Genomic DNA, 10,554 nt, shown 5'->3' with positions numbered 1-10,554 from the left:
CATCATCAAGTAAGAGAGCGAGCGAAATGTATACTCTTAAGTTTTCAGGGAACCACGATAGAAGAATTGAGCGGAATATTTGGAGTTACGAGAAAGACCATCTATAATTGGTTGACGGCTTGGGAAGATAGAAAACTAATAGACCTCTCCATAATATAATCTCAAGACTAAAAGTCTTTCTAGTCAAGAAATCTACTCGAATAAAAATGGCTCTACGGAATCTGTCATGCAAAACTATTAACAACTCATGCTTGTAAAGCTTGTACAGCAAGGCTTTGAGTTTTTGTTAGATTGATATTTATCAACTTTATAGCATTGCTGGACAGAGAGGGAGCTTGGGGAATTTTCTACAGTGTAAGTTCGGAAGAACCATAAAAATTATTTTAATTGCCTCATATTTTTTCAGTAAAATTGAATTAGCAACGATAGATATACATTACAACTATCGAACTGTTTAGCTAGTACATAAACCAAAAGCGAGCTGTGACTGGGTTATAATTTTTGGAGATGTCTAGTCAGTTCAGTTACCATAGTTGAGAGTGGGAGTAACAAGTTGCTTCTCTAGTCTAGATGGTAATTTATTAATACGCAAGTCCCTAAAATCAAATATTGTTGGGTTTTCTTGCCTCAACCCAACCGACAAGATCGGCGTACTGCTACGCAGTGCCTTCGGCATCGCACTGTTTATTGAGAATGAACGGGGGAACCCTGAAATTTTCGGCTTAGTTGGCGGCAAGCTGCCGCCAACTCATTCCTCTAGACCGAAATCCACTGGTTTGTATTTTTATCCCATTTGGCCACAAGGTAAGATTTGCCAATAACACGAGTTGTATCCACACCATCATAGAATCCATTTACACGGCAAGACCATTCCCCGCCAGTGGTCGTGTAGTACGTCATCGTAGCCTTAAAAGGGCAACCATCAACTTTACCTTGAAAGTAATAATACACGATACGGGTCATGGTATATGCTGGACAAATCAAGGGAATGCTCACAACTTGTTCATCGATATTGCTCCATTTCTGATTATAGCCAGATTCAACGCTCACTTGCCATGAGGATGAGGCTTCGGCTTCACCAATTCCTGACACTCCCGCCTTTACCTTGAATGATTGTCCAAATGTAAACCCTCCCTTGACGAACCACTCTCCGCCTTTTTCTATGCGAGTTGTTTTTTGGACAAAACCCTCATGAGAATCTGTACTAGAAGGGTTTGGTATCGTAAGATCATAAGAATACTTCTGCTCTGCTGGAGGTATCTTTTTAAGATCGTACTCTATTTCAGTTAAGAAGCTTTTCTCGACATTTGCTAGCATTAAGAATCCTAAACAATCAATATCGTGAGCTGCTCGACCAATAACACCAAGAATAACACCGCCCCCCGGATTCATCTTGTATTCAGTTTTTAGTTTCCATTTTGTCATTTTTGGAAAAAAGTCTTGACCTTTAGATGTCCGAATTCTGAACGCGCCGCAACGAGTTCCTTCACCATTTCCCCAGATGGACAACCCAGTGACAGTTTCCCCACTTGCATAATCTATTGTTATACCGCCGCAGTACTTTTCTGCCATTTGCCCGTGAACAACACTGTTACCGTCAGAAAACGTAATTCGGATTCCACGTAATGTCCACGTACCAGCCCACGCTTCAATCCCAGACACAGCAATGCCCTGACCATACTCCGCCTCCTCAAACCAATAACCGCCACCCCCGCCAATGAGGTAATAAGCATAGTCGCCGGTATGCTTGGCTAAGATGTCTCCTTCAACTCCTTTACCCAAGGCTTTTTCAGTTGTTCCTGCTATGGCTTCTAGTTTTGCCTTTTGCTGATCTTCGAATGATTTCCCTTCATCTATTGCCGCAGCCATTTCTGGGGTTGGCTCTTGATCTGGCTCAGGTTCCCTTTCCTCATTCCACTTAGATAAATCTATCTTTTCCATGTCCATTTGTTCAACCTTCCTTGATTTTGAATTATTTGGGGTTAAAAGTGATTTGTTTAATCACCTTTGATACCAGAATAAGTTTTATTTGGGGTAATGGCAATCTCTAAAGTTAATACTTTTCTAATAGGTTTTTTTGAGCAGAATATTAACTTTTATATTAGATTTATATTAGATTTATATTAAATTTAAGGGGTCACTTTATGGTGTGACTACCTCATCCCTGAAAGTAGAACTAATGAATTAATCGGGCGACTAAAATCATCAAAACCCTTTTACCCTCTGACTTGTAGCGGTTTTAGGGGATGAAAAGAAGGCAGCAAAAAAGCGATCGCAATTCTTGAAAACAGACAGCGATCGCCTAACTTTTAACTATCACAAGCAACATTATTGGAGGGCTGATAATTCTTCCCGAAGAATACGGCGTAAATCGGACTGAGTGAGCGATCGCTCAGAAGGAGATTGGATATATTGTTTTAAAGCCTCATTAATTAGGGTTTGATAACCCATTCCTGCGGTTTCAGCCTGTTCTCGAAAATAAGCTAGAATCTCATCATCTAGATAAATGGTAATGCGTGTTTTTCCCTGAGAGGAAATGAGCGCCCCTCGTTTTCCTTTAGAAAAATCATATTCCTTTCTCATAAGTTTTTCTCTCTTGTTTTGCAGCACGACGAGCGGAAATCAAGGGAATGACTTCACCCCGCAAAGTATCGCAGGAATCGCCTTACCTTCCCACTTAGAGGGGTATTCAGGGGGAATGACAACTGTGCCATGATGAAGAATCATTTTAAATTCAATCGCTTCCATTCGTTAAGTTTAATAAAGTGTTGTATCAAGTTTAACCCAATCAATCCATGGAGTTTTAGGGGATGAAAAAAAAGCAGCAAAAAAGCGATCGCTTTTTCCCAATCAAATATAATTTAGGTAGAAAATTGCCGAAAACCCTCTATGCTCAACGGGTACAAAATTATTGATGCTGATTCCCATGTCATTGAACCCCCCGCAATGTGGGGACAATACCTAGAACCTAAATTTAGGGAATTTGCTCCTTCTGCTGACATGAAAATCAAAGGAGAACCGATTAGTCAAAAAATCTCCCCACAAGTCCAAGCAGAAGGGAATAAGCAGATGAGGCAAGCTCATCCCCATGCTTATCTCAATCGCTATAATCCGGAATCCCATGTTCAAGCAATGACACAAATGGGGGTAGATAGGGCTTTTATTTATCCTACCTATGGACTGTGGTTATTTGCCATTGATAGCCTACCCGCCGAAGTGATGGGGGCTTTTGTCCGTGCCTATAATAGATGGTTATTAGAAGAATATTGTAGCTATGACCCGGCCAGACTGAAAGGAGTCGCTGCAGTCAATCAACATGATCCCGAAGACATGGTAAAAGAGCTACACCGCATGGCAAACTTGGGCTGGAAGGCGGTTTTTTTGCGCCCTAACCCCGTTAAAGGCAGAATTTTGAGCGATCCAGCCTATGAACCCTTTTGGACGGCCTGCGAGGATTTGGACATGGCTGTAGGAATTCATGAAGGCACTCATAGCCGCTTACCTACCACTGGTGCAGAGCGGTTTAATAGTCGGTTTGCGCTTCATGCTTGTTCTCACCCGATGGAACAAATGATGGCACTGTTAGCCTTAATTGAAGGGGGGGTTTTAGAACGTCATCGGAGGCTGAGGGTGGCGTTTCTAGAGTCAGGGTGTGGTTGGCTTCCCTATTGGTTATGGAAGCTTGACGAAGAGTATAAAAATTTACATTGGGAAGTCCAAGATCGGGTAAAATTACTACCATCGGAGTATTTCTGCCGTCAGTGTTACATTGCAGGGGAACCCTCTGAACCTTGTTTGGCTCAGGTCATTAATTTTATCGGTTCTGATAACTTAATCTTCGGGTCTGATTATCCTCACATGGATCATCAGGCTGATGGGGTAAAAAAAGTCATAGGACTTGAAGACAACTTATCTCGGGAGATAGTTAAAAAAATCGTTTGGGAAAATCCTCAGCGATTTTATGGTTTAGCCTCTTAACAAAATTTTTTTACGTAGTTTAGCCATCATTTAGCGTCTCTATTGTTTCAACAAATCTTCAAATCAAAGGAGTTTCTGCTCATGATTACATCTCAAAGTCTCAAGCAATTACACAGCTTTGTTGTTAGTACAGATACCAATAAAGCTTCCCGTGCGTCAGATTCAGATGGGGTAAAGACTACACAGAACTATTATAATCGAATTGTAAAACAGTGCAAAAAATTGGCTCAACTCGTAGCTATTTCTTGGCTAGAACATGAAAATTCCGAATAAATACGGCGGATATTTCTCCACTTTAAGAACAATGATTTTCAACGCCAAAGTCCGACCTATATAGATATGGTAGATTTGCTAACAGGAAAAAAAGGAGATTTGTTAGAACCTTGGTTTCCCGATAATAGTTTTGGAGCAATTTTTGATCAGGAAGAAATCGACTATTTTCTCCTCCAAGTCAAATGGGATACCTTTGAAGGAAGTCTCCAAGAAATTCCTCAACCTTCTCTAGAACAAAAAGGGCCTTTCTTTATTATGACATTGCCCTATCCTCCCAAACCCAGTGCCGAGAATGTTAATTTAGATGATGTCCCGCGTGCATGGTTAACAAGCAAGGTAGATGTGAACAACCCAAACGAAATAGTTAGCGATCCCTTTCCACCGGTTCCTTATCTTCCAACAACTTGTAGCTAATTAAATACCTAAGACCTAGCCTAGCCATAGAATAAGTGTTAAACTTTAAACATGGGTTTATCCTATGGCTTACTGGGTTAAAATATTATGGTGACTAACTATCAGATCCTTGAAAAAATATATGAAAGTAACAAAACCTTAGTTTATCGAGGAACTACACAGCCAGATAATCAACCTACTATTCTAAAAATTCTTAAAGAAAATTATCCAAGTGTTTCAGACCTTACACGCTACAAACAGGAATATGAAATTACTTCCTCTTTGAAGGTAGATAATACCATTAAGTCCTATGATTTACAAAGACATGAGAATAGTTTAGTCATGTTTTTGGAAGATTTTGGTGGGCAGTCTTTAGATTTATTATTATCTCAATGTCAATTAAGTCCAGAAGAATTTTTAATCATTGCCATTCAGATAACAGAGGGATTAGCGGCCATTCATAACGCTAATATTATTCACAAAGATATTAATCCATCTAACATTGTTTATGATCGGCAAACTCAAAAACTTAAAATTATTGATTTTGGAATTGCTACTCATTTATCTCAAGAAATTCAAACCTTTTGTTCTCCCTATCAATTAGAAGGAACATTAGCTTATATTGCCCCAGAACAAACCGGAAGAATGAATCGAAAACTCGATTATCGTAGTGATTTTTATAGTCTGGGGGTAACTTTTTATGAACTTTTAACTAATAAACTTCCATTTGCAACAACTGACCCGATGGAGTTAGTTCATTGCCATATCGCACAACGTCCCTTACCCCCTCATGAAATCACCTCAGATATTCCCTTAGCAATTTCTAATATAGTTATCAAATTATTAGCGAAAACGCCAGAAGAAAGATATCAAAGTGCTTGGGGAATCAAAGCAGATTTAGAAACCTGCTTGAACCAGTTACAGTCTCAAGGAAAAATATTGCCCTTTTCTCTCGGGAAAATGGATATTTTTGAAAAGTTTCAGATTCCCCAAAAACTTTATGGTCGAGAACAAGAAATTACTCAACTGTTGACAACATTTGAGCGAGTTATTCAGGGAACAAAAGAAATAATTCTCATTTCTGGTTATTCAGGCATTGGCAAGACTGCTTTAGTCAATGAAATTCACAAACCGATTACAGAACAAAAAGGCCAGTTTATTCGGGGTAAATTTGAGCAATTACAGGGAGATATACCTTATTCAGCCATTGCTAAAGCTTTTCAAGACTTAATATATACAGTTTTGAGTGAACCGGAAGTTATCCTACAAAACTGGAAAACAAAATTGTTAAAAGCTTTAGATGGTAATGGACAAATTATTATTGATATAATCCCCGAAGTTGCCAAAATCATTGGACAACAGCATCCCGTTGAAACACTTAGTAAAACTGAAAATCAAAATCGATTTCATAGAGTCTTTAAAAGATTTATGAATGTCTTTTTAACAAAAGAGCATCCATTAGTTATTTTTATTGATGATTTACAATGGGCAGATTTACCTTCTTTGAATTTAATTGAACAATTAATTTCAGATACAGATATTCAATATTGTCTCTTGATAGGGGCTTATCGAGATAATGAAGTCAGTTCAACTCATCCACTAAGACGGACTTTAGAAAAAATTCAGCAAGCAAAAGTCACAATTAACCCAATTATCCTTAAACCCCTAAAAATAAATCATGTTAATCAATTAATTTCTGATACCATGATTTGTTCAACAGAATTGACAAAACCTTTAGCTAAATTAATTTTCAAAAAAACAAATGGAAATCCTTTTTTCCTCAGTCAACTTCTCTATTCCTTATACCAAGAAAAGTTATTAAGACTTAACATCGGTCAATCTTTTTTAAACTCAGAAGATAATCCCCAAGGTTATTGGCAATGGGATATAAAACAAATTGAAAAGGTCTCCCTCACCGATAATGTCATTGAATTGATGGTCAATAAAATCAAAAAAATAGATTATCAAACTCAACAGGTTATCAAATTAGCTGCTTGTATTGGCCATGAATTTAACTTAAAAATTCTGGCTCTGCTCAACCAGAAATATCAAATTCTCACGGCTAGAGAATTACAGTCTGCCCTTGATATGGGTTTGATTATTCCCCTAGACAATAACTATAAAGTTCCTTTGCTGTTAGATTTAGAAGAATTATCAAACAACCAGGCTGAAAATTCTTTATCTGTCTGTTATAAATTTTTACATGATCGAGTACAACAAGCTTCTTATTCTCTTATCTCCGAGGAAGAAAAAAGAGAAGTTCATCTAGAGATTGGCCGTCTCCTCCTCAAAAATATTCAAGAAGATGATTTACACAATCACCTTTTTGATATTGTTAATCACTTTCATAAAGGTGCTAATTTAATCACTAAACAATCAGAAAAAAATGAGTTAGCTAAATTAAATCTTCAAGCAGCGAAAAAAGCAAAAGCTTCAACCGCTTATGGAGTTGCCTTAAGATTTTTAGAAGAAAGTTTAGCGTTGTTAGGGAATAATAGCTGGAAAAATCAATATCAGTTAACTTTAGAAATTCAGATAGAATTGTTAGAAACTCTCTACCAGAATACACAGTGGGAGCGCATGAAAGAGCTATCTACAGATGTTTTAGAAAAAGTGACTAACATTCTTGATAGAGTCAAAATTTATGAACTAGAAATCTTGTCCTATTACGCTCAATTTCAGCCAGATATAGCTATTAAGGTCGCACTTATTGCTTTAGAACAATTGGGAATCAAGATTGACCAAAATCAAAAATGTGTGACTGAGAGAAAAATCAAAAATAAAATTAAGCAACAAACCAAATCCTTGAAATTACTATTACAAGATAAAAAAGTTGAAGACTTAGTTGACTTACCGAAAATGACCGATCCTTATAAGCTTGCTGCTATTTCAGTAATGCAAAAGGTTACAACTGCTCTAGCGACAACAAATTTTGCATTATTTGTTGAAGTTGTATTAATTCAGCTTAATTTTTGCCTTAATTATAACAATCCTCCTCAGGCCGCCGCTACTTATAGTCTCTACGGAGTGCTTTTATGTGGAATTATAGAAGACTTGGATTTTGGTTATCAGTTTGGCCAACTATCTATGGCACTCTTAGAACGAGATAATATTACTAAAATAGAGCCTTTTATTATTCATGAGTATTGTGGCTGTATTATGTATTGGAAAGAGCATATTAATCAAAAAATAATCTTAGAACAATTACTGAATAGTTTACAAAAACTTGTCAATGTGGGGAATAATGAATATGTTTCTTATCTGGCTTTAGATTATTGCTTAATTAAATTTTTCGGAGGATGTAATTTAGAAGAATTAGACCAAGATTATAACAAATATAGCCAATTAATTCAATCTCTCAACCTTGAGTATTCTCGTAACTATATAGAAATATGCAGCAATATGGTTGTTAATCTGATCTGTATTGATCAACCTAAATATTTTATTTTAATTGGTCAATCCCAAGATCAAGAAGTACAGTATATAGAAGATTTTATCCAAAATAATTATCAATGGTTGTTGTTTATTTACTATTTTGGCAAAATGTTTATTAATTATTTTTTAAAAGATTATGTCGAGGCTTTTAATAATAGTCAGTATGCAGATAAGTATGTGATGGCGATTGTCGGATATATCTGCAAACCACACCATATTTTTTTCTTCTCCCTTTCTCATCTTGCCTATTATCCTAGTTGTAATAGAGACCAACAAAAAGAATTATTAAAACAAATTAATAGAAATTTAAACCACCTGAAGAATTATGCTAGTCACTGTCCTGAAAACTTTCAACATAAATATGATCTAGTCGAAGCAGAAAAGGCCAGAGTCTTAGGTCAAAACTGGAAAGCTCAAGAATTTTATGAAAAAGCCATTCAAGGAGCAAAAAAATATGAATTTATGCATGAAGAGGCTTTAGCTTATGAACGTGCCTCTGAATTTTATTTTACTTTAGGTAGAGAAGAAATTGCTAAACTATATCTCAGAAATGCTTATCATTGTTACATTCGTTGGGGTGCAAAGGCCAAAGTTAAACAATTAGAAGAAGAATACCCTCAATATTTATTAGGCATCAGCAATCAAAACAAATCTAAAGGACTGAGTACCACTATTTCAACTACTGGTAATGATGGAGCAGTTCTTGATTTAACCACTATTCTTAAAGCCTCGCAAGCGATTTCTGGAGAAATTAAACTAGAAAATCTCCTAACAAATTTAATGAAAATTGTCATTGAAAATGCAGGAGCGCAGAAAAGTTGTCTGATTTTAGAACAGGAAGGAAATTGGGTCATTGAAGCTCAAGGAACAATTGATCAAGAAACGCTTAATATCTTACAGCCGATTCCCATAGAATCTATCGACCATGATAACTCAATTCCTATCTTACCCACCAGTATTATTTACTATGTGGCTCGGACAAAAGAAACTATCGTTTTAAATGATGCCACTTCATCAGGTCAATTTACCAACGATTCTTACATTATTGCTAAAAAAACTAAATCCATTCTTTGTACTCCTTTACTCAATCAAGGTCAATTAAAAGGAATTGTTTATTTAGAAAATAATTTAACAACAGGCGCATTTACCTCAGAAAGAGTTGAACTATTAAATATTCTAGCAGCTCAAGCTGCTATCTCTATTGATAACTCAAGACTCTATCAAACCTTAGAACAAAGAGTAGAAGAACGGACAAAAGAACTCACAAATACTTTAGAGGTACTGAAAGCAACCCAAGCAGAACTTATCTTTGAAAATGACCTACTTAAAAGTGCTGAACAACCTCCCAAATTTGTCTATCAAGTGGGGGGCAGTTTACCTATGGATGCACCGAATTATGTGGTTCGACAAGCCGATCGCAATCTTTATAAAGCTCTCAAACAAGGTCTATTTTGCTATGTTTTAAATGCACGTCAAATGGGAAAATCTAGCTTAATGGTACGGATGATGAGCCAATTACAAAAGGAGGGAATTAGATGTGCAGTAATTGACTTAACTCGGCTAGGAACAGACAATATTACCCCCGAACAATGGTATAAAGGATTAGCCGTTGATCTGCTTCGCAGTTTTGGATTAATCAAAGAATTGAAAACTTTTAAAGCTTGGTGGAGTGAACAATTAGACCTGCCTCCTGTACAACGATTAGGAGAATTTATAGAAAATTTTCTTCTAGTTAATAACGATTTTAATCAGCGGCAATCTAGACAATCGACTGTTATATTTATTGATGAAATTGATAGCATTTTAGGGTTAAAATTTGATGTCTCTGACTTTTTTGCTTTAATTCGTTCTTTTTATAAGCCAGAGAGCGATTCAACCTCAATTTCAAGAGCTAACTTTTGCCTTTTTTGGTGCTACCACACCTTCAGCTTTAATTACTGACCCCCAGAAAACACCTTTTAATATTGGTAACGCTATTGAATTAGCAAGTTTTAAAGAACACGAAGCCCAACCTTTATTATATGGGTTAACAGAAAAATTCAGTAATCTTCAGACAATGCTTAAACAAGTCTTAAGCTGGACGGGAGGGCAACCTTTCTTAACTCAAAAACTCTGTCAACTGATGCGGGATAGTGAGCAACCAATCCCCTCTAATCAAGAAGAACAATGGTTGGCCAACTTAGTAGCAGAAAAAATTATTCAAGATTGGGAGATGCAGGATCAACCCGAACATTTAAAAACCATTCAAGATCGCCTTCTTCAAAGTCCAAACCGACCCCAGTTATTAACCTTGTATCGACAAATCCTGCATCAAGAAGCAATACAGATTGATAACAATCCCTATTTACCTGAGTTATTTTTATCTGGATTAGTGGTAAAGCGTCACGGGAAAATGGACGTTCATAATCGGATTTATCAGACGATATTTAATAATGATTGGCTTGAGCGATCGCTATCTTAAAACCATGGTTCAAA

Annotated in this window: 4 protein-coding genes and 2 pseudogenes; 4 read left to right on the top strand and 2 right to left on the bottom strand. The window is 36.7% G+C overall.

The window, feature by feature from the left end:
• A pseudogene (locus EWV60_RS14440) lies at window positions 1-141 on the top strand (helix-turn-helix domain-containing protein); the annotation flags it as partial.
• Between the two features lie 615 nt (window positions 142-756).
• Here the strand turns inward: EWV60_RS14440 and EWV60_RS14435 are convergent.
• Together EWV60_RS14435 and EWV60_RS14430 are read right to left on the bottom strand one after the other, a co-directional pair.
• On the bottom strand, window positions 757-1,947 hold the full coding sequence (locus EWV60_RS14435) for a jacalin-like lectin (RefSeq protein ID WP_287232978.1): 1,191 nt from the start codon (window positions 1,945-1,947) through the stop codon (window positions 757-759).
• A gap of 381 nt (window positions 1,948-2,328) precedes the next feature.
• A complete protein-coding gene (locus tag EWV60_RS14430) occupies window positions 2,329-2,583 on the bottom strand; it encodes a BrnA antitoxin family protein (RefSeq protein ID WP_002738362.1) in 255 nt (84 codons plus the stop codon).
• Between the two features lie 306 nt (window positions 2,584-2,889).
• Between EWV60_RS14430 and EWV60_RS14425 the strand changes: the two genes are divergently transcribed.
• The 3 genes and pseudogenes from EWV60_RS14425 (at window position 2,890) to EWV60_RS14415 (ending at window position 10,540) form a co-directional block, all read left to right on the top strand.
• The gene (locus tag EWV60_RS14425; RefSeq protein ID WP_287232976.1) at window positions 2,890-3,978 is read left to right on the top strand and encodes an amidohydrolase family protein; all 1,089 of its coding nucleotides are present in this window, start codon (window positions 2,890-2,892) and stop codon (window positions 3,976-3,978) included.
• 339 nt (window positions 3,979-4,317) lie between these two features.
• On the top strand, window positions 4,318-4,665 hold the full coding sequence (locus tag EWV60_RS14420) for a hypothetical protein (RefSeq protein WP_287232974.1): 348 nt from the start codon (window positions 4,318-4,320) through the stop codon (window positions 4,663-4,665).
• Window positions 4,666-4,752: 87 nt separating this feature from the next.
• Window positions 4,753-10,540, top strand: a pseudogene (locus EWV60_RS14415) (AAA family ATPase).
• The last annotated feature ends 14 nt before the right edge of the window (window positions 10,541-10,554 follow it).

Origin of the sequence: Microcystis sp. Msp_OC_L_20101000_S702, from assembly GCF_007095705.1 — a bacterium.
Classification (GTDB): Bacteria; Cyanobacteriota; Cyanobacteriia; order Cyanobacteriales; family Microcystaceae; genus Microcystis; species Microcystis ichthyoblabe_A.
Note: the sequence above shows the minus strand (reverse complement) of the source record. Positions and strands in the feature narration are given on the sequence as shown.